21 protein-coding genes, 2 tRNA genes and 2 riboswitches are annotated in these 25,248 nt (G+C 51.7%); of the genes, 22 read left to right on the top strand and 1 reads right to left on the bottom strand.

Annotated features, from left to right (window positions below):
* Positions 1–144: 144 nt before the first annotated feature.
* The 18 genes from NST96_RS04295 to purB all read left to right on the top strand — a co-directional run bounded on the left by NST96_RS04295 (position 145) and on the right by purB (position 19,470).
* Entirely contained in the window at positions 145–666 is a 522-nt protein-coding gene (locus tag NST96_RS04295) for an IS3 family transposase (RefSeq protein ID WP_342405634.1), read from the top strand.
* 185 nt (positions 667–851) lie between these two features.
* The gene (locus tag NST96_RS04300) at positions 852–1,067 is read left to right on the top strand and encodes a WYL domain-containing protein (RefSeq protein WP_342405635.1); all 216 of its coding nucleotides are present in this window, start codon (positions 852–854) and stop codon (positions 1,065–1,067) included.
* Positions 1,057–1,299 carry a hypothetical protein gene (locus NST96_RS04305; RefSeq protein WP_342405636.1) on the top strand — a complete coding sequence of 81 codons (243 nt, stop codon included), beginning with the start codon at positions 1,057–1,059 and terminating at the stop codon, positions 1,297–1,299. Before NST96_RS04300 ends, NST96_RS04305 begins: the two co-directional genes overlap by 11 nt.
* Complete coding sequence (locus NST96_RS04310) at positions 1,284–1,625, top strand: YolD-like family protein (RefSeq protein WP_342405637.1); 342 nt, start codon at positions 1,284–1,286, stop codon at positions 1,623–1,625. Before NST96_RS04305 ends, NST96_RS04310 begins: the two co-directional genes overlap by 16 nt.
* Before the next feature lie 13 nt (positions 1,626–1,638).
* Positions 1,639–1,947: a hypothetical protein gene (locus tag NST96_RS04315; protein ID WP_342405638.1), complete on the top strand. Its 309-nt coding sequence runs from the start codon at positions 1,639–1,641 to the stop codon at positions 1,945–1,947.
* A gap of 354 nt (positions 1,948–2,301) precedes the next feature.
* Positions 2,302–2,377: transfer RNA gene (locus tag NST96_RS04320), tRNA-Gly, on the top strand.
* Positions 2,378–2,381: 4 nt separating this feature from the next.
* Positions 2,382–2,458 (top strand) — tRNA-Arg (locus NST96_RS04325).
* Between the two features lie 266 nt (positions 2,459–2,724).
* A complete protein-coding gene (locus NST96_RS04330; RefSeq protein WP_024984798.1) occupies positions 2,725–3,678 on the top strand; it encodes a MoxR family ATPase in 954 nt (317 codons plus the stop codon).
* A 14-nt stretch (positions 3,679–3,692) separates the two neighbouring features.
* A complete protein-coding gene (locus NST96_RS04335; protein WP_024984799.1) occupies positions 3,693–4,904 on the top strand; it encodes a DUF58 domain-containing protein in 1,212 nt (403 codons plus the stop codon).
* Positions 4,904–7,447: a transglutaminase domain-containing protein gene (locus NST96_RS04340; protein WP_342405639.1), complete on the top strand. Its 2,544-nt coding sequence runs from the start codon at positions 4,904–4,906 to the stop codon at positions 7,445–7,447. The genes NST96_RS04335 and NST96_RS04340 overlap by 1 nt, the downstream gene beginning before the upstream one ends.
* 18 nt (positions 7,448–7,465) lie before the next feature.
* Positions 7,466–7,566: riboswitch (purine riboswitch) on the top strand.
* Positions 7,567–7,770: 204 nt separating this feature from the next.
* Positions 7,771–9,309 carry a glutamine-hydrolyzing GMP synthase gene (gene guaA / locus NST96_RS04345; protein ID WP_003389498.1) on the top strand — a complete coding sequence of 513 codons (1,539 nt, stop codon included), beginning with the start codon at positions 7,771–7,773 and terminating at the stop codon, positions 9,307–9,309.
* A gap of 151 nt (positions 9,310–9,460) precedes the next feature.
* Positions 9,461–9,562, top strand: a riboswitch (purine riboswitch).
* Positions 9,563–9,683: 121 nt separating this feature from the next.
* The gene (locus NST96_RS04350) at positions 9,684–11,054 is read left to right on the top strand and encodes an NCS2 family permease (RefSeq protein WP_122957553.1); all 1,371 of its coding nucleotides are present in this window, start codon (positions 9,684–9,686) and stop codon (positions 11,052–11,054) included.
* Positions 11,055–11,413: 359 nt separating this feature from the next.
* Entirely contained in the window at positions 11,414–12,724 is a 1,311-nt protein-coding gene (locus tag NST96_RS04355) for a histidine--tRNA ligase (protein ID WP_171506116.1), read from the top strand.
* 51 nt (positions 12,725–12,775) lie between these two features.
* Positions 12,776–14,518: a M1 family metallopeptidase gene (locus NST96_RS04360; RefSeq protein WP_342405640.1), complete on the top strand. Its 1,743-nt coding sequence runs from the start codon at positions 12,776–12,778 to the stop codon at positions 14,516–14,518.
* Between the two features lie 19 nt (positions 14,519–14,537).
* On the top strand, positions 14,538–16,256 hold the full coding sequence (locus NST96_RS04365) for a M1 family metallopeptidase (RefSeq protein ID WP_342405641.1): 1,719 nt from the start codon (positions 14,538–14,540) through the stop codon (positions 16,254–16,256).
* Positions 16,257–16,511: 255 nt separating this feature from the next.
* Positions 16,512–17,000, top strand: coding sequence for a 5-(carboxyamino)imidazole ribonucleotide mutase (gene purE, locus NST96_RS04370; RefSeq protein ID WP_003389491.1), 489 nt, complete (start codon positions 16,512–16,514; stop codon positions 16,998–17,000).
* Positions 16,997–18,178, top strand: a complete 1,182-nt coding sequence (gene purK / locus NST96_RS04375) for a 5-(carboxyamino)imidazole ribonucleotide synthase (RefSeq protein WP_327925639.1) — start codon at positions 16,997–16,999, stop codon at positions 18,176–18,178. Before purE ends, purK begins: the two co-directional genes overlap by 4 nt.
* Entirely contained in the window at positions 18,175–19,470 is a 1,296-nt protein-coding gene (gene purB, locus NST96_RS04380) for an adenylosuccinate lyase (RefSeq protein WP_003389489.1), read from the top strand. The genes purK and purB overlap by 4 nt, the downstream gene beginning before the upstream one ends.
* A gap of 258 nt (positions 19,471–19,728) precedes the next feature.
* On the opposite strand, the gene NST96_RS04385 is transcribed toward purB, so the two are convergent.
* The gene (locus tag NST96_RS04385) at positions 19,729–20,919 is read right to left on the bottom strand and encodes an ISL3 family transposase (protein ID WP_172920624.1); all 1,191 of its coding nucleotides are present in this window, start codon (positions 20,917–20,919) and stop codon (positions 19,729–19,731) included.
* Positions 20,920–21,397: 478 nt separating this feature from the next.
* Between NST96_RS04385 and NST96_RS04390 the strand changes: the two genes are divergently transcribed.
* From NST96_RS04390 to NST96_RS04405, 4 genes are read left to right on the top strand one after another with little or no spacing between them, the layout of a single operon-like run.
* Positions 21,398–21,991, top strand: coding sequence for a redoxin domain-containing protein (locus tag NST96_RS04390; RefSeq protein ID WP_024984806.1), 594 nt, complete (start codon positions 21,398–21,400; stop codon positions 21,989–21,991).
* The gene (locus NST96_RS04395) at positions 21,981–23,801 is read left to right on the top strand and encodes an ABC transporter ATP-binding protein (protein WP_342405642.1); all 1,821 of its coding nucleotides are present in this window, start codon (positions 21,981–21,983) and stop codon (positions 23,799–23,801) included. The genes NST96_RS04390 and NST96_RS04395 overlap by 11 nt, the downstream gene beginning before the upstream one ends.
* Positions 23,789–24,358: a MauE/DoxX family redox-associated membrane protein gene (locus tag NST96_RS04400; protein ID WP_342405643.1), complete on the top strand. Its 570-nt coding sequence runs from the start codon at positions 23,789–23,791 to the stop codon at positions 24,356–24,358. Before NST96_RS04395 ends, NST96_RS04400 begins: the two co-directional genes overlap by 13 nt.
* A 19-nt stretch (positions 24,359–24,377) precedes the next feature.
* Positions 24,378–24,920 (top strand): redoxin domain-containing protein, encoded by a 543-nt coding sequence (locus NST96_RS04405; RefSeq protein ID WP_342405644.1) that lies wholly within the window; start codon positions 24,378–24,380, stop codon positions 24,918–24,920.
* The last annotated feature ends 328 nt before the right edge of the window (positions 24,921–25,248 follow it).

A 25,248-nucleotide genomic window follows, 5' to 3' on the forward strand; every position in this document is an offset into this window, starting at 1 on the left:
ATTTTTCCACCTTTCCCATCCCCCAGCCAAGCTATGTTGAACAAGTAATCATAGCTTAACTGGGTTACCAAGTGAAAGAAAAAAGTGTTCATTTCTATTTGGCGGATACTGTTGAATTTAGTTTAGCAGTTACAAGAGCCAATCGTGATAACAGAAAACAAGTTGAACCGTGAGTTTGCTGCGTCACGACCTACTGAAAAATGGGCTACAGATATTACCTATATCATTTTTAACGGGAGACGGCTGTATCTGTCTGTCATTTACGACCTTTTCAATAATGAGGTAATTGCCTATAAGGTCAGCAAACAGAATGATTTGTCCCTCGTCTTAGATACTGTGAAGGCAGCGACACAAAAAAGAGACGTGAATGGCGTCCTGCTACATAGCGATCAGGGAAGCCAGTACACGTCCAGAGCATATCAGAATCTATTACAAGCGTATAACATAACTCCAAGTATGTCGAGAAAAGGAAACTGCCTGGACAACGCTTGTATCGAAAGCTTTTTTAGCCACCTCAAAACAGAATGTATATATTTGGATTCCTTCGGAACCGAAGAAGAGGTGAATAAAGCAATCGAACGTTACATTCATTTTTACAATCACGAACGGATTCAAGCTCGTTTACGCAGCCTCAGCCCAGTTCAATACCGAGCTGAGGCTGCGTAAAGCAAGGGCTTGTTTTGAACTGTCCACTTGACGGGGATAAGACCAAATCGTGGAGGGCATTTTTTATCTCACTCGTACCATCCGCGAACGATATGGTGATTGTGCGCGGATGATTTTTTTCTTGAATACCGAACATTTGTTTTTATATAATACAAACAAATGTTCTTATTTTGGGGGCGATCACCATGGTTAAAGAACTGCTGCGAGCAGTCAATCAGCAGCAAGATATCCAGATTATTTACATAGACAGCACAGGCCAGACGACTCAGCGAACCATACGGCCGCTTACAATTACGGACGCCAGGCTAAAAGCATACTGTTACACTCGAAAAGCGCCGCGAGTGTTTATTATCGACAGAATCCTCGCTGTCCAGTCGGCGGTGATCAGACATGCTGTCTGATATCGAGCGAAAGATACTCCGGGTAATTGCAAACTATTCTGCCGGCCGTCGCCGGACACCAACGGTAGATGAACTGTGCATCAAAACCGGGAGATCCCGGGGCGGAATCATGGAGGTGCTAGAAGTCCTGAAGCGGGAAGAATATATCAATTGGGACCGCATGCAGCCAGATAAAATCGAACTGCTGGAAGCATGGGAAAGGGGAGTCCATCATCCATGGCGAGCAAAATAGACAATATGTTTGCAGCATCCCGATTTGTGCTGCCAGAGCAGCGCGAGCTGTACCTGCAGCACCGGGAAGAACAGAAGCTGGAAAAGATGCCAGTACTCGAGGAAGATGAGCTGGCGAGTTTCCAGTATCTCATAAGGGATTCCGCCCGCGAGGATTACGCGATTACCATCACGTGGTGGCAGCCAGTCAAAGAGGACTTGGGCAAAACCTACAGCATGTGGGGCGTGATCAAGTGGATGGATCAAAACAGCCGGCGGGTTAAACTGGTGAACGATGAGGAGAGCCGGTGGATTCAGATGGATGCAATCATTGACGTAATTCCATAAAGGGGAGAGCAACGTGTCAAATGTACTTACCTCATTAGATTCAATGGATGTAAGAAGTAGGATCATGGGAGCCATTATTGTTGTTTTTAAAAAACCAGAAGCGATAGCACAATTTGTAGATGAGAGTACTGGGACCACGTACGTTGTTACTTACAACCGAAAAATATTGAAAATTTCGGTTGGTAACGGTGATTACCAACAGTTCGACAACTTACTCGTATTTTTGACATCTCAGATAGGGCCCCCAGATAAAATTTACACCAAAGAATCAAGGCTTGAACCCGGACAGATGATTTCGTATATGGAGTGGCTCAACAAATAAGAAGCTGTAGACCCGTCACTGCATTAAATCGGAGACGGGTCTTTGCTGTCAATATCGATCCAAATAATCCGCTGTATGCATATTTAATATAGAAGAAATCCGACGGACACTTGGGGACGCGGGGACGAATTGGGGACCAAATCGAACAGTAGGTTTCATTTTTTGCCCTTCCTTACCATAAACAGTTTGCACAAAACCCTTGACCCATCAGCATTCGACATGATACACTCTTATCTGTCAGATGGCCTCGACCAGATTTAGGTTCTGGCGGGAGACCGTGGGGGTTCAAGTCCCTTCACCCGCACCATAGTGACCTTGAGACTGTTTATACGTTTTATATGTAATCACGATTATGCGGACGTAGCTCAATTGGTAGAGCGTCGCCTTGCCAAGGCGAAGGTCGCGGGTTCGAGCCCCGTCGTCCGCTCCATTTTGTGCCCTTAGCTCAGCTGGATAGAGCGTTTGACTACGAATCAAAAGGTCGGGAGTTCGAATCTCTCAGGGCACGCCATATGTGTAGATTACGACAACAGGGTAGGAATGCATCCTACCCTTTTTTTCATAGTTCATTTCACAATTTTACAAATATTAACGATTTTTTCCTTGTAACTTCAAGCGCATTATCTTACTTTAGGAATAGGTTTCCTCTCCACTGGATGAAGGTATCAGATAAAATGAAGAGAGAGTCGACCATCGGCCGTTCCTATTTGATGAAAAGGCCCTTATTACACGTGATTGCCGAAAAGGTAGAATACGTTGGAACAGGAGTTGTCATCCATGAACTCGATTAAACTCGATCATCCACATCCCTCTGTGGAAAAGTTGATTGCTAATATTGAAAAAGTACTGATTGGAAAGCGCTCCATTATTGAACTATGCGTGGCAGCCATATTGGCAAATGGCCATGTTTTGCTGGAAGATGTCCCTGGAGTCGGTAAAACCATGCTGGTTCGGTCTTTGGCGAGATCGATTGGCGGCGAATTTAAACGAATCCAGTTTACTCCCGACCTGCTGCCGACAGATGTAACAGGCGTAGCGATTTTCAATCAAAAAACGATGGAATTCGAGTTCCGTCCCGGACCGATCTTTGCCAATGTCATTTTGGCTGACGAGATCAACCGTACCTCTCCAAAGACACAGTCATCGCTGCTTGAGGCAATGGAGGAGCGTTCCGTTACCGTTGACGGCAATACCTACCGATTAAACAGCCCGTTTTTTGTAATGGCAACCCAAAACCCTTTGGAGTACGAGGGTACGTTTCCTTTGCCGGAAGCGCAGTTAGACCGCTTTTTGATGCAGCTGCGTCTTGGCTATCCGACCTTGGAGGAAGAGGTGCGGATGTTAAACAGGTTCTCCGGGGAAAACCCGCTCGACAGCCTGGAGCCCGTCGTTACAACAGAAGAGCTGTCTCAAATCCAAAAGCAGGTCGCCACTGTCCGAGTGTCTGAAGGCGTTCAGGAGTACTTGGTACGCTTGTGCATGCGGACGAGAGAACACCATCAGGTGTACCTGGGCGTCAGCCCACGCGGGTCACTTGCCCTTTTCCGTGCGGTCCAGGCGTTGGCTTTCGTGCGTGGGCGAGATTATGTGATTCCGGATGACATCAAAGAACTGGTGCCGGTGACATTTGCTCATCGGATTATTTTGAAACCGGAGGCTCGGCTGGAGGGAGCTACGATCGACCGGATCCTATCGGCGATTCTATCGGAAACGCGTGTTCCGGTTAGCTGAGGCGGTGAACGTGCATGAAACAACAACGCTATGGGAAGATCAAAACCGCTGCACTTGTCCTCATTACGTTTGTATTTGCCATGTTCCAGGGCGGGTTTGCCAGTTGGTTTTTGTTTTACAGCAGCCTGGTGTTTCTGGCTTATGAATTGTGCGTGTTTTTCATGATGTTCCGCTCGCTAGAGGTCGTCAGGGAAATCGACCGAAACCGCCTTCAGGAAGGCGAAGACGTCGTTGTAACGGTGCGTTTGCGCCGCCGTTTCTGGTTTCCTTTGGGCTGGAACGTAGTGATAGAACCGTTGCCAGACCGGCTGGCAGGTGTATTTGAGCCGCATCGGCAATTAGTCTTTCCTTGGTTTAAAAGAGAAATAGAGTTTAAATACGTCATACCCGGCCTGCCGCGGGGTTATTATTGCATGACCGAATGTGTGGTGGGCGGGGGAGACTTTTTTGGATTTGTTGAACGGAAAAAGACGGTCCCGGTCTTCAATGATTTCCTCGTATACCCGTCGTATCGGGAAATGACGCATTGGGCACTGGGTGACGGGAGCTTTAGCGGGACTGTACACGTCGCTCATCGCCGTTCTGATGACGTAGCGGCAGTGCGAGGTGTCCGTGAATATCACCGTGGAGACAGACTGAGCCAAATTCATTGGCGCGCATCGGCACGCGGGACCGGTCTCAAGACAAAAGAATTTGAACACCAGGCGATGAACCAGGTGGTCTTTTTTCTGGATGTAGAAAAGGCTCACTACCAGGATCAAACGCCGCAATTGTTCGAGGCCGCCGTAAAACTGACCGCAAGTCTCGTCGCTTATGCCAATCGCAATCAGTATCATTACGGTTTGACGTACAAGCAAAAAGAGCGAATCGCGATACAACCAGCCTGTTCGCATACGCATTTTATCCGGATTTTTGACCAACTGGCACGGGTGATGGCGGAAGGTGTGGACAGCTTTGCCCGGATTGTGGGGCGGGAAGCGTTGGAGCAGCCTCCAGGCGTCACACTGGTCGTGATCACGCCACGCGTCGACAAGGAACTGGTAGCCAGGTTGGTACAGTTGTCTCAAAAAGGGCGGCATGTCCATCTACTGCGGATTCATGCACATGCGGTTCCGGCACCGGAGGAGAAGCAAGCTATTCAAATGCTGGTGGCGAGCAAGGTAACGTGCAAATCGGTGCACCTGGATGATGTGGAAGACGGGAAGCGGATAGGAGGTGCCTCGTAATGAGTGTTTGGAGACGCCCCAAAGGAATGGAATGGCTTGCTGCCTTGTTTCTTTTTCTCATGCTGAGGGAGTGGCTGCTGCCTTTAAGCGAGCTGACCGATACCGGAACACTTTGGCCATTCTACATGATCGTTGCAGGTGTTTTGTTACTCGATCTGGTCGTTCCATACCGATGGCTGACCTTTCCTTTCAAGCTGCTCGGTATTTTATGGATCATTCATTCCGACTTTTTCACATCGTCGTTTTTGAGTACGGAATGGCTTTACAACATGTATGCAAGCCTGGTGCGCGATGTGCCGTTGGCTTTTCAGCAGGATTGGATTTCGATGTCTCTGATCTCCCGCAACCTGCTATTTGATCTCATGCTGGCCATACTGATTTCGATGGTCACCTATCTAGTTTTGGAACAGCGGCAGGGCCTTTGGTTTGTCTTTTTGACAGAGCTGTACTTGGCAGTGCTGGATACGTTTTTGCCTTATGAGGCGGACGGTGCGATCATCCGAACGCTGATCTACGGGTTTATGCTGCTGGCTGTCGCCCATCTGACAGCCATATCCAAGCGGGCCCCGATTGCGGGCAAAAAGCGTTGGACGCTGTGGAATACGTTGATCGCCCCGGTATTGATTCTGGCCATCGTAGTAAGTGTCGCCTACGCCGGCCCGAAAAAAGATGCCGTCTGGCCGGATCCGATCGCCTTTTTAACCGGAGGCGAGGAAGGGCCAGTTGGCACCATGAAAAAGGTCGGCTACGACAATAATGACGAAAACCTCGGTGGCCCCTTCCAACAGGATGAGGCGCTAGTCTTTGTTGCTATCACCAATGAGCGGACGTACTGGCGCGGCGACTCCAAGGATATTTACACAGGACGCGGCTGGCAAAAGGGAGAGCGGGAGTATGAGCCTATTTTGAACCTGCAAACCCATCAGTGGAAGCAAATGCTGTTTCATGGAACGGAAACAAAGGAAGTGCGGGCTACAATGGATTTTTCCAGAGGGGAACCGTATTTTACGATGTTTTATCCAGGGCAGTTGAAAAAGGTTGTAAGCATCGAGCCTGATAACGCCACGATGGTTTATGACAGAGCAAGCCAGCAAGTGGAGGTACGGGCCGGCAGAGTAGATATGAGAGCTCCGAGGGAGGAAGCCGAGCCAGAAGAGGGAGGCGTGCCACACCCGGGAGAAGCTCCGACCGGGCAGCCCGCAGGTGGCCAGGCCGTACAGCTGGGAGAAGCTCCGACCGGGCAGCCCGCAGGTGGCCAGGCCGTACAGCCGGGAGAAGCTCCGACCGGGCAGCCTGCAAGTGGTCGGGCAGTACAGCCGGGAGAAGCTCCGACCGGGCAGCCCGCAGGTGGCCAGGCAGTACAGCCGGGAGGAGCTCCGACCGGGCAGCCTGCAAGTGGTCAGGCAGTACAGCCGACAGAAGAACAGGGTGAACAAGCGACAGAATCTCAAAGCACAGGACAGAAGCGATCACTGCCGAGCCGTTTTCTGCTGAAGCCGGAGAAATATGAATTGGAAGCGGAAGTGCCGATTGTCAGCGAAAAGGCAATCATGCAAGCAGGTTCCACCTATCCGATTGACATCAAGCAACGCTACCTGCAGCTTCCTGGCGAGTTGCCCGACAGAGTGAAGGAGCTGGCTCTGGATGTCACCAAGAACGCAAACACTCCGTATGAAAAAGTGCGCGCGATCGAGAATTACCTCCGTACGAGAGGAGATTATAAATACGAGACCAAGGATGTGCCCGTACCGGCACCGGGGCAGGACTTCGTAGACCACTTTCTGTTTGACAGCCGCAGGGGCTACTGCGACCATTTCTCGACCTCGATGGCGGTCATGCTGCGATCGATCGGGATACCGGCACGCTGGGTCAAGGGATTTGCTCCGGGCAGCCGCGTAGGCACTGACAGCAATGGCAACGATGTCATCGAAGTTCGAAACAAGGACGCTCACTCCTGGGTAGAGGTCTACTTCCCTGGACAAGGCTGGATTCCGTTTGAAGCGACCAGCACTTTCTTGTCCCCTGTTCGCATCAAATACGATCTGAACTCATCGGAACAATCGGTAACCCTGCCGGTTCCGAATCTGCAAGAAAATACGGCAGCCGAACGGAGAAACAACCGACTAGACGAGCTTGAGGGCGCCGACAGCCCCACACAGGCAAGCTGGAAAATGCCGTGGCAAGCAAAAGCGGCAGCGCTTGTGTTGCTGGCAGCCGGTGCTTATCTGGCCTGGAGGAAGAAACGGGTTATCACGTATTGGTGGCTTCAGCGTCAAATGAGAAGTCATCCAAACGAGCACTACTCGGATCGATATAAACTGCTGCTTCAGATGATTCAGCATCTGCATTCACGCCGGGAACCGGGTGAGACTTTGCGGGAGTACGTGAAGAGAATTGCTCTGACCGGTGACAAACGTCAAGACCTGCAGTACCTCACTCACCTGTATGAGCGTCTCTATTATGGGTGCAGGGAAATGGAGGAAAAGGCCCGTTCGATTGCACAGCAACTGATTGATCGGCTTACCCAGCAATTGAAGCCTTGAACTATTACCTTCAGTCTGCTAGAATTTCCTTCGAATACTCGTATAGTATCAGGAATTGGCCTGACAGTTTCTACCGCTCGACCGTAAATCGGGCGACTACGAGGTGAGGACTTCGGATTTTTGTACATGCAACCGCAAAAGTGTACACAAACTGGGACTCTGCCTCCGTTTTGTTTTATCGGAGGCAATGGTCCCGGTTTTTTTACAACCTTGGACGGTTGGGAAACGAAAATGCGTTTACGTTCCCAATCTCGCGGTGCATGAGCTTGGCCAAGGTGAAATTATCGGTAACAACCTGGCGGAAACAGGAGAAGGAGGATCACATGAGCAAGCCAATGGAAATGGTCGTCGTACTGGATTTCGGGGGACAATACAACCAGTTGATCGCCCGTCGCGTACGGGATCTTGGGGTGTACAGCGAGCTGGTCGCTTACAATACACCTGTTGAAAAAATCAAGGAAATGCAGCCAAAGGGGATTATTTTCTCCGGCGGACCTGCCAGTGTGTATGAGGAAGGCGCACCGAAAGTAGATCCGGCTATTTTTGATCTGGATGTGCCGGTACTGGGGATTTGCTACGGCATGCAGCTGATGAGCCACATGCTGGAAGGAAAAGTGGAGCGCGCCGGCAAACGGGAATACGGAAAAGCCGAGCTTCGTCTGCAGCAACCGCACAGCCTGTACGAAAAATGGGGAGAAAATGAAGTGGTCTGGATGAGCCACTCCGACAAGGTCGTGGAGCTGCCGGCCGGTTTCCGGATCGATGCAGTCAGCGACAGCTGTCCCGTGGCAGCCATCAGCCATCCTGAGCGCAAGCTGTACGGGGTACAGTTCCATCCGGAAGTGCGCCATACGGTAAAAGGAAACGAGTTCATCGCCAACTTCCTGTTTGAGATTTGCGGTTGCGAAGGCAACTGGAGCATGACCACGTTTATCGACGATGAGATCAAAAAGATCCGCGAGACGGTTGGAGACAAAAAGGTTCTGTGCGCTTTGAGCGGCGGGGTCGACTCCTCGGTCGTAGCGGCTTTGATTCACAAGGCGATCGGCGATCAACTGACTTGCATGTTCGTAGACCATGGCTTGCTCCGCAAGGGAGAAGCGGAAGGCGTCATGGAGACATTCGCGAATAAATTCTCGATGAATGTCATCAAAATTGACGCTCGCGAACGTTTCCTAAACAAATTGAAAGGCGTAACCGATCCAGAGCAAAAACGCAAAATCATCGGTAACGAATTTATTTACGTGTTTGACGAGGAAGCAAGCAAGCTGAAAGACATGGATTTCCTTGCCCAGGGCACACTCTATACCGACATCGTGGAAAGCGGTACGGCTACTGCCCACACCATCAAGTCTCACCACAACGTTGGCGGGCTGCCAGAGGATATGACCTTCACCTTGATCGAGCCGTTGAAAACACTGTTTAAGGACGAAGTCCGCAAGCTGGGAACAGAACTCGGATTGCCGGATGAAATCGTATGGCGTCAGCCGTTCCCGGGACCAGGTCTTGGCATTCGTGTATTGGGCGAAGTTACAGAAGAAAAACTGGAGATCGTTCGTGAATCGGATGCTATCCTGCGCGAAGAGATCGCGAAAGCAGGTCTGGATCGAGAAATTTGGCAATACTTCACGGCACTGCCGGATATGAAAAGTGTCGGAGTAATGGGTGACGTTCGTACGTATTCCTACACAGTCGGGATTCGGGCCGTTACCTCCATTGATGGAATGACTGCAGACTGGGCTCGGATTCCGTGGGATCTGCTGGAGAAAATCTCCACCCGGATTGTCAATGAAGTGGAGAACGTGAACCGAGTCGTGTACGACATCACGTCCAAACCGCCAGCAACTATCGAGTGGGAGTAAATTTTCGTTCGGAATTGGGGACAAGCTGTGAGAATGGCAGGAAGGTCCTCATCTGAAATGCAATAAAACCGGATATTGATTGATCAGAGATTTTTAACGTTCGTATTTTCCGTTGACAACCTCTTTTCTTCCTGCTAAACTTTTCGTTGTGAAAAGGTAAATAAGGAAGGTTCGTATATTCTCGGGAATAGGGCTCGGGAGTTTCTACGAGGTCGCCGCAAACGACCTGGCTACGAACAAGACATCAACGGGGATATTGAAACGTTAAGGTACTCATTTTATTTATGGTTTCCCGTCTGTTTTGTTCGGTAGTCGAGGTGTATGGTTGCGCCTCGGCTTTTTATTTACCGAAAAATATCTGGGGGGACATTCCGGTGCGGAAGTACTTCGAATTTGACAAGCTAGGCACCAATTATCGTCGTGAAACGATTGCAGGTATCACTACATTTCTCGCAATGGCCTACATTTTGGCTGTCAATCCGTTCATCCTCAGCGGGGCCGATCTGCCGCCTGAGCTGAAAGCGAACTATCCGGAATTTGGAGCCATTTTTACAGCCACAGCGCTGGCAGCAGCGATTGGTACACTCGTCATGGCGTTTGTCGGCCGTTTGCCGATCGCCCAGGCGCCGGGGATGGGACTCAACGCGTTCTTTACGTATACAGCTGTTCTGACGATGGGGATTCCCTGGCAGCAGGCCTTGGCGGGGGTTTTTGTCTCCTGTACGATTTTTTTGCTCCTGTCGCTCACTGGCATTCGGGAAGCGATTGTAAACTCCATCCCTCAGGGGCTAAAGTACGCGGTGTCCGCTGGGATTGGGCTGTTTATCGCATTTATCGGTTTGAAAAACGCGGGTATTATTATCGCCAGTGACGCGACAGTCGTGACACTCGGCCATTTGACCTTCCATCCGGATATGGATGCCGCGCAGGTATTGGCTGTGAAAAATGCTTTGCTGGCTGTTTTCGGTCTGGTTTTGACGGCAGTCCTGATGGCTCGCCGGGTAAATGCCGCGATTTTCGTCGGGATGGTTGTGACGGCGATCGTGGGGATGATTTTCGGGATTGTGGAACTTCCGAAACAGGTCGTCGACACGCCGCCAAGCCTTGCTCCAACCTTTGGTGCAGCTTTCCAGTATCTTGGCGATTTTTCTACGTTGTTTAGCGCGAAAATGCTGATTGTCGTTTTCACTTTCCTGTTTGTTGACTTTTTCGATGCGACAGGAACACTGCTTGGAGTAGCGAGCCAGGCAGGCTTGCTGAAGGATGGCAAGCTGCCTCGTCCGGGAAGCGCACTGGCTTCCGACGCGATTGCCGGTATGGCGGGAGCGATCCTCGGAACGTCGACTACGACCAGCTACGTCGAATCGACGGCAGGCGTCGCAGCGGGCGGCCGGACAGGCTTTGCCTCAGTTGTAACCGGGATCATGTTTCTTCTGGCTCTGTTCTTTTTCCCTCTGCTCTCCGTCGTGACGGAAGCTGTGACAGCGCCAGCGCTCGTGATCGTAGGTGTACTGATGGCGTCTCACATGGCCCAGATCGCGTGGAGCGAAATGGACGAAGCGTTCCCGGCGTTCCTGACGGTCCTGATGATGCCGCTGACCTACAGCATCGCTTCCGGAATCGCGGCAGGCTTCATCACTTACCCGGTGATCAAGGTGTTGAAGGGCAAAGGTCGCGAGGTTCATCCAGTCATGTACGCGCTGTTCTTCGTCTTCCTGGCGTATTTTATCTTCCTGAGAGAATAGATGGACAAAAGGTCAACCGGTTGTCGCCTGAGTGGCGGCAGCCGGTTTTTTATTGTGCAGGGGACAAGCTTGATTCTTGCGCCGCGGCTACTGCGTGTTGTATGATAGGAAAAATTCTGCTCAGGAGGGATGGACCGATGATCGGTCTTCGCACATTCCTTCAACTGCATCACCATCATTAGAGCGTTTGTATCTACGGAAATGAAATTTTCCGCAGGTGCAAGCGCTGTTTGTGCTTGGTGCCTGCGGTGGCAGAAGGAAAGCCATGCGGGCATTTGATGTCTCCGCATGGCTTTTTTGCCGTTTCCGGAGAAGGAAAAGAAGCAGACTGGGAAGCAAATGAAAAGGAGGAACAGTTTATGGAAGGGATTTTGCGCAATGTCAAAGGGACAAGGGATTTTATGCCGGAGGAACAGGGGCTTCGCAATACGATCCGGAGGACGCTGGAGGAAGTATTTGCCTCGCACGGCTGCAAGCCGCTGGAGACGCCGATGCTGCAGCATTACGATCTGCTCGCTTCGAAATACGGGGGAGGGGCGGAAATCCTCAAAGAGGTGTACAGGCTGACCGATCAGGGGGAACGCGATTTGGCGCTGCGCTATGATTTGACCGTCCCTCTCGCCAAAGTCGTCGGGATGAATCCTGAAATGCGGCTGCCGTTTAAACGGTATGAAATCGGCAAGGTGTTTCGCGACGGTCCGGTCAAGCCGGGGCGGTTCCGCGAGTTCATCCAGTGTGATGTAGATATCATCGGGACGACCTCCATGCTGGCGGAAGCCGAGTTGATCAGCATGACATTTGAGGCTTTTGCGCGGCTCGGTTTGGACGTGTACATCCAGGTGAACAACCGCAAGCTGTTGTCCGGCTTGCTTCAGGTGATGGGGATCGCGGAGGAGCAGGCAGCAGATGTGATGCTATCGCTTGACAAGCTGGAAAAAATCGGCGTAGATGGCGTCTGCGACGATTTGCGGGAGCGGCAAATCGAGGAGCCGGTAATAGCGAAGATCGCCGATTTTTTGCGCAATGGGGAACGGAGTCTCGATGGATTGGCAAACAGGTACGACGAGCAATTGGTACAGGAGGGCGCAGCCGAGCTGCAGGAGCTGTTTGCCCTTTTGCAAGGAGCGGGTGTGGCCGGAGAGGTTCGGTTTACCCCCTTTTTGGCCCGGGGCCTTAGCATCTACACGGGTACGGTGTACGAAATCTTTTTGAAGGACGGCAGAATCACCTCCAGCATTGGCAGCGGGGGGAGGTACGACAAGATCATCGGCCAGTTTCTGGGGGACGGACGGGAGTATCCGGCCGTGGGCATCTCATATGGACTGGACGTGATTTTGACGGCACTCACGATGGGCGACAGCCCTTTTGAAGCCCGCAGTGCAGATGTTTTTGTCATTCCGCTCGGGACAGAAGCAGAGGCGTTGGGACTGGCAAACCTCATTCGCAAATCGACCAGTCTGCGGGTAGAGGTAGAGCTCATGGGACGCCGCTTGAAAAAAGCGCTGGACTACGCCAACAAGGAGCGAATCCCGTATGTGCTGATTTTCGGGGAAAATGAGCGGGCTGCCGGGACGGTGGTCGTTAAGAATATGATCAGCGGCGAGGAGCGGACAATTCGCATCAAAGATGAAAAGGACTGGCCCTCCATTTTTACCCAAATGCAGGCTTAGCGAAACAGTGGAGATCGTGTAGGATAGAAGACAAGAAAAGGGGGAGATGCGGTGAGAAGCCGGGTGGAGAGGCTCGTTTCGGTGAAAGCTGTCTATGTGGTATTGGTCGTCAGTATGAGTTTTGTGGGTATTTTTCCTGCCGGAGGAGCGGCTTTTGCAAAGCGGGCCGCGGCTTCGGCAGGTGCGGGAGATACTCCTGGAGGCACCAGGCTTGCTGCGGCAAAAAATAGCGGTATGAGCGAGAGCGAGAATGCTGCCGACAGCTTGGAAAAGAGCGTTGCCGTGTCCCCGACGGCGGGGCAAGCGACGGAGGACATGACTTCTTATGCGGCTGATGTGAAAATCGATCCGGCAAGCAAGACAGCAACCGGCAGCGTCCACATCCGGTTTGCGCCGAGAGACCCGGATTATGTGTATTTGCACCTGTATCCTTTGGCGTTTACCGAGAAAAAATCAGGGGGGCTTTGGCTAGAAATTTTAGGAAAAAATGCCGTGCCCGGAACGTATCATATTACCAAACTGGTCGTCCAAGGAAAGCCTGCTTCCTATCAGATCGACGGAACGGTCGTGAAGGTAGGGCTCGGAAAGGCTGTCAGCGCTAAAGAAGGCGAACTACAATACGCACAAGCAAGTACACAAGCAGGTTTACAAGCGACTGCCCAAGCGACTGCCCAAGCAACTACCCAACCAATCGACCTGGAGCTGGATTTCGAGATGACGCTGCCCCTCAACATGGGGCGGATGTCGTATGACGAGCATGCGATCTGGCTCGGAAATTGGCTGCCGGTACTGGCGGTGTACGATGCCTCTGGCTGGCATCTGGACCCTTATGGACCGGTGGGTGATCCTTTTTATACGGAAACGGCGAATTACCAGGTACAACTGACGATCCCTGCCGGGTACCAATTCGTCAGTACGGCGACGGACCGGAATATAGCGGGAAAAGAGCTTCAGACGGGTGAAATCACCTACAGCTTGCAGGCAAAGCGGGTTCGAGACTTTTCGCTCGTCATTATGGACAACACCTATCAGCATGCGGAGACGCCTGTAGGGAATACATGGGTACGCAGCTGGTGGCGTCAGGGTGATTCGGCGGGACAAGTGAAGCGGAACCACGAAGCGGCGGTGAAAGCCCTCGCATACTTTCAGGCTCAGTTTGGCGCCTATCCGTATCCGGAGTACGATACGGTGAGAATCGGCGGCAATATCAATGGCATGGAGTATCCAAGCATCGTTTTTCTGGACGGCTCCCACTACCAGGGCGATCACCTGTCATCGATCCCCACAGTTGTTCACGAGACGGCCCATCAGTGGTTTTATGGTCTCGTGGGGAACAATCAGGTAGAAGAGGCATGGCTTGACGAAGGCTTGGCAGAATACGCCTCCCTCGCCTTTATGGTAAATGCCTATCCGGAGCTGGCCGGCGAGCAGGTAGTGGGCCGAATGGTCAGAGGGACGACAGGCTTTTATGACAAAAAAGGGCTCAAGCCGTGGATGGCGCTGTCCCGTTTCCCTGATAACGAGAGCTACAGCAATCTGGTCTATTCCCGGACGACGACCATGCTCTGGCTGCTCCGGGAAGCGTGGGGAGAACAGCGTCTTCACGCAATGCTGAGGCGCTTTGTGGCTGCCCATCAGCACGGGATCGCGACGGGGAAAGGATGGGTGGAAGCGCTGACGGCAGAAGCCGGTGAAGATGCCAGCCCATTTATCAAATACTGGCTGCTGCTGGACAGAAGTCAAGAACAGGCGGCGGAGGCCTGGCTGGATCGGCAGCGGGCAGCAAAGCGGTAAGATATGAGGGGGATCGCTCATGAGACGGAAGGGATGGATGCTCCTGGCAGCAGCAGGGGCAGGTTTGACGGCTCTTCTGTTGGCACAGCCGTGGAAGGATCAGGCGAGGGCCGATACCGTGAAGCCGGAGCAGATTCCGGCGCATACGACGTACACCGGAGACGTCCGGATTGATCCGAAAAATCACACCGTTTCCGGGAAGCTGTCTGTTCGATTTTTTTCAACGGACAGTCAGGCGATGTTTCACCTGTACCCCAATGCGTTTCATCCCCAGGCAGATTTGAGCGATCCCAACTGGCAGCAGATTCTCGGAAAGCAGACAGAACCGGGAAGAATGCGGATCATGGATGTCCGTGCAGATGGAAAGACTGCTGCATTTCGGACGGCGGGACCGACGGAGAACATTTTGCAGGTAGCGTTGCCTGAGACTTTGCAGACCAATGGCGGGCAGACGAATGAAAAGCGGCTGACCAATGAAGAGCAGCAAAGCAATGAAGAGCAGACCAACGCCAGGCAGACCAGCGATAAGCAAATTACACAAGAGCAAGTAAACCCGAACCAGTCCGATGTCAGGTCCGCTGGAACGGTTCAATCCGGCAAGCAAACCTCCCGCCTGAGGGAAGTAGAGATTGAATTTCAGCTCAAACTCCCTCGCAACAATGGGCGCCTGTCCTACAACGGTCACGCCATGTGGCTGGGCAATTGGCTGCCGATGCTGGCAGTGCGCGAAAAGGGAGAATGGCGGTTGGACCCGTACTATCCGATGGGCGACCCGTTCTATAGCGAGATGGCTCATTACCATCTGAAGGTCCATCTGCCGGAGGGCTACCTTTTGGCGACGAGCGGGACGGAAAGCCAGGCTGTCGTCACGCGGAAACGTCCGCAAAAAGAAGCAGCCTACGAGATTGATGCCTGGAATATCAGGGATTTTGCATTGGTCGTGATGGATGACAGCTACAGGCAGACGACCAGTCAGGTGAACGGGACCACCATCCGGACATGGTGGCAGGAGGGGGACGATCCGGAAACAGTAGCCCGTCTTCACGAGACAGCGGCCGAGTCAATCCGCTATTTTGGCCAGCAGTTTGGCAGGTACCCGTATTCGGAATACGACGTGGTCAAGACAGGAGGCTTTTTCGGAGGGATGGAGTATCCCGGGATTTCCTTTATCCAGGGGGACTTTTTTGCTTCACAATATGGTCCAAACGGGATGGGGACAGCGGTAGTGGCGCACGAAACGGCCCATCAGTGGTTCTACGGTCTGGTCGGGAGCGACGAGATTCGCGAGGCATGGGTAGACGAAAGCCTCGCCGATTATGCCACGATGGCGTTCCTGGAGGATGGTCCGGTGTCTGGCGGCGGAAGCTATTTGGCCTACCGGAGGGAACGGGCCAGGCAGTCGGATGCCTACGCAAAACAAGGATTGGATGTCTGGCTGCCGCTGGACCGTTTTCCCGACTGGAAGAGCTACAGCGATCTGGTCTATGCCAGAGGCGGGATGATGTGGTGGACGCTGCGGTCGGAGTGGGGGAAAGACCGGCTGCATCAAATGTTGCGCGAGTACGTCCAAAACCATCAATACAGCCAGGCAACTGGAGGGGAGCTTGTCAAAATGCTCTCAGAAGCTGCCGGAGAGAATGCGGCGCCGTTTGTCGACTACTGGCTCAGGCTGGATTTGGAAAAAAAGAGCGAGGCGGATGCCTGGATGAAAAGAGGAAGGCTTTCTCGGATGTTCTAAAGGCGAATGTTATTTCATTTACCATTGTTTATCGTTCGGTTTGTCTGTTGACAGTCCAGCTTTTCCCCTGTTACACTAAACATGTTGAAAAAGATAGCAAGCCCAGGCGCTCCTGTTCATGATTGTGAAAGGATCGGTTGGGTTTTGTCGTTGAATGGGCGTGAAACGAGTGGCCAAAGTTCATTTCTATGTGAAGCAGTGGCCCCGTTTTCTATGATAAGATAGGACATTGACGGAAGAGGGGCGAAGTAGACAATGGTCAAACCGTTGGTTGGTGTCATCATGGGCAGTACGTCGGATTGGGAAACGATGCAGGATGCCTGCGCTATTCTGGAGGAGCTGCAGGTTCCGTATGAAAAGAAAGTGGTATCCGCTCACAGAACGCCTGACTTGATGTTTGCCTATGCCGAAGGGGCGAAGCAGCGGGGGCTGGAAGTCATTATCGCGGGAGCGGGCGGTGCGGCCCATCTGCCCGGCATGGTGGCAGCGAAGACCGAACTCCCTGTCATCGGCGTTCCGGTCAAATCGTCTACCTTGAACGGACTAGATTCTCTGCTCTCGATCGTCCAGATGCCGGGCGGTGTACCAGTGGCTACCGTTGCCATCGGCAAAGCCGGTGCAGTCAACGCGGGACTGCTGGCCGCGCAAATTCTCGGGATCAAGTACCCCGAAATTCAGGAGCGCTTCGTGGCCAGAAGAGAGGCCGTGCGCGACAAGGTATTGGGGGATAGTGATCTGGCATGATGAAACGAACCGAGACACTACCGAAACAGAACAATCCGATAAAGCCCGGAGCGACCATTGGCATTTTGGGCGGAGGTCAATTGGGACGCATGATCGCACTTGCTGGACGAGCCATGGGCTATCGATTCGTTACGCTGGACCCGACGGAGGATGCGCCGTGCGGACAGACCGCAGACAGACAAATTGTCGCCCGCTACGACGATGTGGAGGCGGCTTTGGAGCTTGCCCAGGCGAGCGATGTCATCAGCTACGAATTTGAAAACGTGGACGCGCAGGTGGCCGAGGTGCTGGAATCCCGTTCCTATGTGCCACAGGGAAGCCGCCTGCTGCGCATTACGCAGCATCGCATTCGCGAGAAGACAGCGATCCGCGATCTGGGCATCCCGGTCGCGCCGTTTCGCGTCGTCGACAGCGCAGACAGCCTGCGGCAGGCCGTAGGGGAACTGGGCTTGCCAGCGGTGATGAAGACGGCAACCGGCGGATACGACGGGAAAGGACAGTGGGTATTGCGGTCCATGGACGAGATTGACACAGCGTACGAAACGCTTTCCAAAGCAGGGACAGAGCTGATCGTGGAAAAATTCGTCCCCTTTGTCATGGAGCTGTCCGTCATCGCCGCCCGCAATCCATCCGGCGAGCTGGCTGTATTCCCGGCGGCGGAAAACGTGCATGTGGACAATATTCTGCACCTCTCCATCGTACCGGCCCGCGTTCCCGGAGAGGTGCGCGTACGGGCTGAAGAGATCGCCCGCACCATCGCGGAAAAGCTCGACGTGGTCGGACTGATCGCCGTCGAGATGTTTCTTTCAGCAAACGGGGAACTCTATGTAAATGAACTGGCGCCTCGCCCGCATAATTCCGGACACTATACGATGGACGCCTGCGTCACATCGCAATTCGAGCAGCATGTGCGGGCCGTCTGCAATCTGCCGCTGGGATCGACGGAGCTCTTGTCACCGGTGGTCATGGCCAATATACTGGGAGAGCACCTGGAGCCTGTGCTGGAGCGGATCGAACGCCTGCCCCGTACCGCCAAGCTGCATCTGTACGGCAAAGCGGACAGCAAGCCCAAGCGGAAAATGGGCCATATCAACGTACTGGCGCCCACAGTGGAAGAGGCGCTGGCAGAAATCGAACGGCTGGAAATATGGACGAATAAAGCGGAGGGACAACAATGATCGAACGTTATTCAAGACCGGAGATGCGTGCCATCTGGACAGAGGAAAACAAATTCAAGGCATGGCTGGAAGTAGAGATTCTCGCTTGCGAAGCGTGGTCCAAGCTGGGCGTCATCCCCGCCGAAGACGTGAAAAAGCTGCGTGAAAACGCCGGCTTTGACATCAAGCGTATTTATGAAATCGAAGAAGAAACCCGTCACGACGTGGTGGCCTTTACCCGTGCGGTGTCGGAGACGCTGGGCGAGGAGAAAAAATGGGTCCACTACGGCCTGACCTCTACCGATGTCGTCGATACGGCACTCTCCTATCTGATTCGCCAGGCAAACGAGATTCTGGAAAAGGACCTGGAGGACTTCATTCAGATTTTGGCAGACAAGGCCCGGGAGCACAAGGATACCGTCATGATGGGCCGCACCCACGGCGTCCACGCGGAGCCGACTACGTTCGGGCTGAAGCTGGCGCTCTGGCACGAGGAAATGAAGCGGAACCTCGCCCGTTTCCGCTCGGCGAAAAAAGAAATCGCGTACGGCAAAATCTCCGGCGCTGTCGGCACCTACGCCAACATCGACCCGTTCGTCGAGAAGTACGTATGCGAGCAGCTTGGCCTGGAACCGGCGCCAATCTCCACCCAGACCCTGCAGCGCGACCGTCATGCGGAGTACATGGCGACACTGGCTTTGATCGCCACCTCGCTGGACAAGTTTGCCACCGAGATTCGCGGTTTGCAAAAAAGCGAGATGCGCGAGGTGGAGGAGGCTTTCGCCAAGGGCCAAAAAGGCTCTTCCGCGATGCCGCACAAGCGCAACCCGATCGGCTGCGAGAACATCTCCGGTCTGGCCCGCGTGATTCGCGGACATATGCTCTCCGCCTACGAGAACGTTCCGCTCTGGCATGAGCGCGACATCTCCCATTCGTCGGTCGAGCGCGTCATTTTGCCGGATGCAACACAACTTCTGAACTACATGCTGCGCCGCTTCATGAACATCGTGAAAAACCTGACTGTATTCCCGGAAAACATGAAGCGCAACATGGACCGCACATTTGGCCTGATCTACTCGCAGCAAGTAATGCTGAAGCTGATCGAAAAGGGCATGAGCCGCGAACAGGCTTACGACACCGTACAGCCGCGGGCGATGCAGGCATGGGAAGAGCAGCGTTCCTTCCGAGCGATTTTGGAGGAGGACGAGACCGTGACCTCGACGCTGAGCAAGGAAGAGCTGGATGATTGTTTCGATTACCGCTACCATTTGAAGCATGTGGATACGATTTTCCAGCGGTTAGGCTTGATTTGAAAAAGAACAAAGTGATTTGAAGACCTGACATAATAAAGAAGAAGGATAAAGACACTCCTGATCAGCAGCCATTGGGTAACCAGTAAGCCACTGCTGCGTTAAGGGGTGTTTTTCATGTTTTAAACGTTCTCTGGCAAAAGGATTTCATCCCGTACATGGTGGGATGATTAAAATCTAGCAAGGATATGTCGAAAAATGATAGAAATAGCTCTTCACCGTAAAACGTGCTTGATCTCCCTCTATCGCAGTTTTTCGTAGTTATGTAGCCGGTTTACACTCCAGTCTAATGCGAATCTTGAATCTCTCTAGATTGCGGTAGCCGTAGGCTCTTCGTTTGATCACCTTCACTTTGTTGTGTGTCCCTTCAATCTTGGCATTCGTTACCCGAAAGGAGAAATAATTCTGAATGGGCTCTCGCCACTGGACAATCGTTTTGGCAATGGAACGAACCGCAGGAGTCGGAGAATAGAGATGGTCGTCAATCCATTTCTGAAGTGCTTCCTCGCCTGCCTCTTGGGTTTGAACGGCATACACGGTTCTTATGTCTTGAAGCGCAAAGTAGAGTCGTTTGAGGTGTGGATCTTCTGCTAACCAATTCTTCAGTTCCTGAAGCTCTTCGGGCTTCAGCTTGTCAGGGATCGTATGGAGCAGGCGTTGCTCATGTCTGCCCCGACGATGTGTTCCACGAGCATGAGTGCGTTTTCGGGTAGCTTCCAACGCTTTCGAGAAAAGCTGGATCACGTGAAATTTATCTGCTACCACAAGGGTATGCTTCCAGACTTGGCGTACTGTTTCAGCCATTCCTGGAGCCAAATCCGTGACAACTACATGGGGAGCCTTACGAAAGGGCCATTGCTGCAGGGCGTTTCGTACCTGTTCACGTGAACGTCCTTCTGTGACTTGCCAGATATGACCGGTTTGAGCATCCATGAGGTTCACGCCGTACTTATGTCCTTTTTGCAACGCAAACTCATCCAGACAGACCACTTCAGGAGCTTCATGTTCTTTTGGTTGAGCAAGGCGTTGGGGGGCCAGTTGGTAGTACCAGCGTTCGAGTGTCGAGTAGGCCACACTCAATTGCTTGGCAACCGAGAGCAAATCCCGGCCGCGGCACATATCCACCGCCATCTCTTGAAAAGCAGAGGTGACCAATCCTCGAGGCGGGATACCGTTCCATTCCACTGTCCATGTAAGCCCACAACTCGCACAGCGCTGGCGATACACGGGAACGGATACCCAGACGGTCCCCCAAGAAGGAACGAAACGATGACGAAGAATACGCCGTCCAGGACGGGCATGGTTGGTACTGGCTCGGAGACAGATCGGACAAAGATAACAAGCAGAATTCGGTTCCAGAACAGCGATCCAATCCGTTTCCGTTGTTTTTTCCCAATGAGTGAGATGGAATGATGGAAGTCTGACAAAGTCTGTGCTAAAATCAAGGCACAACGCAGATTTCCTCCTTTTCAGTGGTTGTCTCGACAACTCCCACGATAGAGGAACATCTGCGTTTTTTCAATGTCTAGCACGGGTTATGGTGATGAATCATAGAAATTGTAAATAGATGAATAGATTCAATTTATTTACAATTCAGTATTTTTGTACTAGTATAAAAATCAGGGAGGTGAATCTCATGTTCCAAAAAATTTCCAATCTGTTTGGCGTGTCGCCAATGTACGTGCCTTGCGCTGACTCCGGCTTCATTGCTGGCCCGAAGTATGTTTGCGAGTATGTCACTTGGTCCGGTTGCCAAACTACGGGAAACAAAACCTACATCAAGTACACATACGACACCAGAAATGGCGAACGGTGTTCGGAGTCAAAGGTAAGATGCTGCTAGATTTGATTGGATGAGCAAGAGTTGACAGATTTGCTTTCATAGGGAAATTTCATAAGTTGCATTGCTGATGAAAAGGAGAGCCTTCAGATGTGGCCTCCTTTTCATCATTGGCAAGTGGCAACAGCCATTCTTTTGGGGGTAGACATGATCGCTGCGTATATAGGTTTAGCCTTGGGATGGACTCTTTTATCGATGAATATCTTAAACTATGTAAAAAGATTGAAGCTGGAGATTTCCTACCTTCCGGAACCTGCACAGCAAACGAAAACCGTGAATCACTCTGTAGGCATGCCGATCCATGACGCGATTGAGCTGCCTGATGTCGTAAAAGATACGTACGCGGTCCTTTTGGTTTCATCGCCTACCTGCCATCCTTGTCATGAGGCGTTGGCTGAATTTTTGAAAGAGAATCGGAGTCTGCAAATTCCGTTTGTCTGCCTGGCGGAAGCAGATCAGGCTGATTACTTTGAAAAATTCCGGGCCGACTATAGCAAATGGGCCGAGATTGTTCCGGTCAAGGAAGCGGTTCTAAAAAGATTGGGCATCACGAGGTTTCCCACTTTCTTTGTCATCGATCCAAAAGGGGTTATACAGCGCGAGTTTCTGCTGGTTCATTTTTTGGTGAAGTATGTCGAACAAATTCGCGTCAGCCTTGAGACAGGTGGAAAAGATGGACAATAAATATCTTGCCAAGGCATTACGGTACGTGTGGCAAAAAGGAAAGTGGTGGCTCTTCCTATCTGTCACACTGAGCGTCGTAACCGGTTGTTTCCCGTTTCTCACCTTATGGGTGTCAAAGGAACTGATCAACGAGGTCACACGGTTTATTCAAAGCAGCACGAAGGAATACGCACTTTTGCTCTTGTTGTTGGTTGGACAATTCATGCTGAGTATTCTATCATCAGCAGTTAAAAATATTCGGGAATACCTGGATAAGAAAATGGAATGCACGTTGGATTTCGACGTGCAGCAGATGATTTTGGACAAAACCTCGTCTGTTCCGGTCATGTATTTTGACCTGCCCGACTACCATGATCATCTGCAGCGCATCTCGGGCGGGGGAGCCAGATTTTTATCTCCGGTGCGAAGTGTCATTGATATGTTGCAAGCCGGCATCAGCTTGTTTTCCTACGCGTTTTTTTTGATTGTGATCGATTGGCGCCTGGTGATCCTGAGTCTGGTGGCTACGATCCCTATCTTTTATATCCAGGCGAAGTTCGGCCAGAGGAGATATCGCCTGCATCTCAAGCAAAGCCCGGTAGCCCGTGCGGCAGATTACTACAAGTATCTGTTGCAGGATCGCAAGTCGGCAAAGGAAATCAGATTGTTCGGCCTGGCTTCTTTTTTTCGCGAGAGATGGGCGGAAAAATTTATGCAGAACACGGGAGAAACGCTTCGCCTGGAAAAGAAGCAGCAGGGCTCCGAAGTGGGCTTGGAGGCGTTTTCCGCTTTCTTTTACATGGGAATCGCTGTCTCGGTCATATGGCTGGCCCGGACAGCAAAAATGAACATTGGCGAATTCGTCGCAATCATACAGGCGGTCCAGGGGGCGCAGGAAACGTTCACGAGAATTTCCATGCTGTTTGCCAAACTATATGAAGAAAAGCTGTTTATCAAGGACTTCTATCAATTTTTTGAGCGCGAGGATGAGAGAATCCTGATTGCTGCCGGAAACGAGCCTTTTCCGTCCACGATCCGGCAGGGGATCACATTCAATCAGGTCTCCTTTCGCTATGTACAGGGTGATAAAGAGGTTCTTTCCGACATTTCCTTTCATATCCACCCGCATGAAAAAATTGCGATTGTCGGTCAGAATGGCTCGGGGAAAACCACATTGGTAAAGTGCCTGATGGGGCTTTATCCTCCTACGAGCGGGCAAATCAAAATCGATGGCAGAAGCATTGCGGACATCGACGAAAATGAGCTGCATAAAAATATCACTGTAATTTTCCAGGATTTTATTCGCTATGATCTGTCGGTTCGCGAAAATATCGCGATTGGCAACATCGCGGGGATAGATGATCTGGACCGCATCCGAAAAGTTGCAGAGCTGAGCGGGGCGGACGCCTTCATTCGCCAGCTTCCGGAAGGGTATGAGACTTACTTGGGCAGGCTGCTCGCCGACGGGGAAGACCTCTCCGGCGGGCAATGGCAGAAGGTGGCGCTGTCGCGGGCGCTTTTTCGTGACAGTCAAGTAGTCATTCTGGACGAACCGACAGCGGCGCTGGACCCGATCGCGGAAATGGATATTTTCAACAAGTTCAAGCTGCTCACGGAAAACAAAATCGCCATTTTTATTTCCCACCGGATGGCCGCCTCGAGGATGGCTGACCGAATCATTGTCATGAAGGAAGGGAAAATCGTCGAAATGGGCACCCACGAGGAATTGATGGCGCTTGGACAGGAGTATTACCGGATGTACCAGATGCAGGCGCAATGGTTCTCATCGGAAAGGGAAGGGGAAAGGGAGGCAGTCGGGTGGACGAGCTGATATTTGTGCTGAGAGTGTTTCTTGGCACGCTTTTTTTAAGTACGGGTATGAGCAAGTGGAAAAAAATGCAGGAGCATATCGCAATCGTGAAAGAATATCGCATTCTTCCTGCCTCTTCCATCCCTTTATTCGTTCGTGCGGAGATAGCGGTGGAACTTTTGACCGGGGTATTGCTGTTTCTGGGGTTGTTTCAAACGTTTGGCGCTTCTCTTGCCAGTCTGTTGCTGATCCTCTATTCGTTTGCGATTGCCCTGAATTTGATTCGCGGACGAAGAGAGATTTCATGTGGCTGCGGCGGTGTGGCTGGCAATCATCGGATTTCGTGGCTTTTGGTTGTTCGAAATCTGCTGTTGACGATGCTTGCAGCGTGGGTGTTTTTTTCACCTTCCCAATGGGGCAGCATCGAAAGCTTGTGGATAGGCGAGGGTAGCCAGTTCCTTAGCCTCTCCGTTATCCAAAACGTGCTGGTGGCGTGGGTGGTCTTGTTATTTCTTGCGATGATAAACGGGGTTTGGGAAATATACGCCAAGGTTCGGCTCTTTTTGAGGAGGCAGTAAATAGAGAAGGGGGATCAAAATGAATAGTCTGGCGATCTCGAATGTATTGCTGTGGGTTGTCGTTTTTGTTCAATCCGTCATCTTGTTTTTCTTTATTCGTTTGGTAGTTCAATTTTTAAACCGGTTTCGAATCAGCGACAAACAGGTAGAAATGGCGTCCTTATCCATTGGCGGTTCAGCGCCGTTCTTTCGGGAAAAAAATCAGCAGGGAGACATCGTCGAACTGAGTGATCAACAGACAGAACAAACGTTGTTGCTTTTTACAAATGATCATTGCGGGACCTGCAAGGCTGTCATAGCGGAGTTGCAGCATGCAAGAAACCGTTACCCGCATGTGAAGGTTATTGTGGTGGCAAATCCGATCTACTATGAAAAGGGCATGGAGATTCCGGAGGGTATTCATCTCATCCGTTCAGAGGAGATCATGCAGAAATACCAGATTCATATCGTTCCGACTGCTATTCTGGTCGATGAAAACAGAATGATCAGGGACATCAAGCAAGTGAAAGACTATCGGGATATCGAATCAATGTTCAATATGCCAGTCGTTAAAGTGGGTTAGGAAGAGCGGCCGCGGACTTACCTAGCTGTTGCATGGGTGAAAGGAAACAAGGTGGATCAACTTTGCATAAATGAGAGGCGCTCCCGACTACATTCTCGGGAGCGTTCACCGTTTCTGCCACATCAGCAGGACGAATAAGGTATTTACAATTTCTGGGGATTGGACTACTCTGCTATTACATGGAAATGAAACATGTAGAAAACAGGTTCCGTATTCGAGCTGTACCTTTGCTTACAGCAATGCAATGAACCGATGATGAGCAGCAATTCGCGCGATAAAACACGCATCGGCTTTCCGGAAAATGCGGCTTGAAAGCTACAGTTGAAAA

It is taken from the genome of Brevibacillus sp. FSL K6-2834, from assembly GCF_038592925.1.
Lineage (GTDB): Bacteria > Bacillota > Bacilli > Brevibacillales > Brevibacillaceae > Brevibacillus > Brevibacillus borstelensis.

Coding starts and splice junctions, on each gene's coding strand:
- NST96_RS04300 (WP_342405635.1), top strand. CDS start 852: ATGGTTAAAGAACTGCTGCGAGCAGTCAATCAGCAGCAAGATATCCAG.
- NST96_RS04305 (WP_342405636.1), top strand. CDS start 1,057: ATGCTGTCTGATATCGAGCGAAAGATACTCCGGGTAATTGCAAACTAT.
- NST96_RS04310 (WP_342405637.1), top strand. CDS start 1,284: ATGGCGAGCAAAATAGACAATATGTTTGCAGCATCCCGATTTGTGCTG.
- NST96_RS04330 (WP_024984798.1), top strand. CDS start 2,725: ATGAACTCGATTAAACTCGATCATCCACATCCCTCTGTGGAAAAGTTG.
- NST96_RS04335 (WP_024984799.1), top strand. CDS start 3,693: ATGAAACAACAACGCTATGGGAAGATCAAAACCGCTGCACTTGTCCTC.
- NST96_RS04340 (WP_342405639.1), top strand. CDS start 4,904: ATGAGTGTTTGGAGACGCCCCAAAGGAATGGAATGGCTTGCTGCCTTG.
- guaA (WP_003389498.1), top strand. CDS start 7,771: ATGAGCAAGCCAATGGAAATGGTCGTCGTACTGGATTTCGGGGGACAA.
- NST96_RS04355 (WP_171506116.1), top strand. CDS start 11,414: ATGGAAGGGATTTTGCGCAATGTCAAAGGGACAAGGGATTTTATGCCG.
- NST96_RS04365 (WP_342405641.1), top strand. CDS start 14,538: ATGAGACGGAAGGGATGGATGCTCCTGGCAGCAGCAGGGGCAGGTTTG.
- purE (WP_003389491.1), top strand. CDS start 16,512: ATGGTCAAACCGTTGGTTGGTGTCATCATGGGCAGTACGTCGGATTGG.
- purK (WP_327925639.1), top strand. CDS start 16,997: ATGATGAAACGAACCGAGACACTACCGAAACAGAACAATCCGATAAAG.
- purB (WP_003389489.1), top strand. CDS start 18,175: ATGATCGAACGTTATTCAAGACCGGAGATGCGTGCCATCTGGACAGAG.
- NST96_RS04390 (WP_024984806.1), top strand. CDS start 21,398: ATGTGGCCTCCTTTTCATCATTGGCAAGTGGCAACAGCCATTCTTTTG.
- NST96_RS04395 (WP_342405642.1), top strand. CDS start 21,981: ATGGACAATAAATATCTTGCCAAGGCATTACGGTACGTGTGGCAAAAA.
- NST96_RS04405 (WP_342405644.1), top strand. CDS start 24,378: ATGAATAGTCTGGCGATCTCGAATGTATTGCTGTGGGTTGTCGTTTTT.